Source organism: Pinibacter aurantiacus (assembly GCF_019130065.1).
Lineage (GTDB): Bacteria > Bacteroidota > Bacteroidia > Chitinophagales > Chitinophagaceae > Pinibacter > Pinibacter aurantiacus.
On record NZ_JAHSPG010000022.1, the window covers coordinates 1 to 1,155 of the forward strand.

The 1,155-nt window shown below is 39.2% G+C and carries 1 protein-coding gene; it reads right to left on the bottom strand.

The features are described 5' to 3' along the window. Positions 1 to 57: 57 nt before the first annotated feature. Positions 58 to 1,095, bottom strand: coding sequence for an IS110 family RNA-guided transposase (locus tag KTO63_RS26185; RefSeq protein ID WP_217795332.1), 1,038 nt, complete (start codon positions 1,093 to 1,095; stop codon positions 58 to 60). Positions 1,096 to 1,155 lie beyond the last annotated feature (60 nt).

A 1,155-nucleotide genomic window follows, 5' to 3' on the forward strand; every position in this document is an offset into this window, starting at 1 on the left:
TGTTTTAGGCGGCTATAATGCCAGCCTGTTTAGAGGACAGTCTTTATGATTTGTCCTCTAATTTTTTTGTAAGGTTACACCCTGATTAATAAAGTAGTTTTCATCATAAGGCTTTTGAGTTTTGAAAATCGTGTAAGCCATTTCTAGTAATTTTCGTTGTACAGCGACTGCTGCTTTCATTTTTATACCATGTTTTGATACCAATCTGGCAAACACAGCCTTGAATCTGTCATCTTTTTTTATTGCCGATAGTGCAGGCATATGCATTGCCTTGCGTAAATGCCTATTCCCTTTTTTAGATATCCTCGGCTTTCCTTTGACAGAAGTGCCAGATTGCTTTTCTCTCACATCCAAACCCGCATAACTAGTTAATTGCCGCTTGTTGCGTATCAGGTCAAAGCCATTGGTTTCGCCCATTATGGTGGCCGCCGTTAATTCACCCACACCGGGTAGTGAGCATAACAATTTTAGATCTTGTTTTACTTGTTGATCGCTAATGGCCGCCTCAGATAATTCTTTTTTGATTTCCAGCAACTGTTTATTTAGTAAGGTTATCCGTTTATTCATTCTGCCAATGCTTTGATCAGAAGAGTCAGCTCGAATCTGTTCTGCATGCAATTGATTCTTTAACATTGTTCGCTCCTCTATAAGCTGACTACGTTCACGTGTAAGCACTCGTAAATCTCTATATACTTTTTTAGGTTTATGCCACCTATCTAGCTTTCTTTCCAACCCAAATAACATGATTGCTTCGGATGCGGTTTTATCTGTTACTGTATTTTTCGCCAATGAACGAGCGTAATTGCTTATCTTATTAGGCAATACAATGCTTACTTCCAATGACTTGTTGTCTAAATAATAGGCAAATGCTTCATGATACACTCCTGTTGCCTCCATTACAAAACGAATCGGCAACTGAGGTTCCGCAACTTTAATTACCCATTTAAGCATCAATTCATATCCCTTGACGGTATTGGCAAAAGTCTTAAAAGCACACAGCTCGGGCGTCCAATCATCATGCATCTTTCCGAAGCTAACCACCAATTCATTTTTGGCGACATCTATGCCTGCCACTTGTTTGACAACGGTTTTCATTCTCTTAGTTTTTTAGTAAAAGTGAGTATCTCCCTTCGTCTTGTCTCCTGGTTGGATATT

Coding starts and splice junctions, on each gene's coding strand:
- KTO63_RS26185 (WP_217795332.1), bottom strand. CDS start 1,095: ATGAAAACCGTTGTCAAACAAGTGGCAGGCATAGATGTCGCCAAAAAT.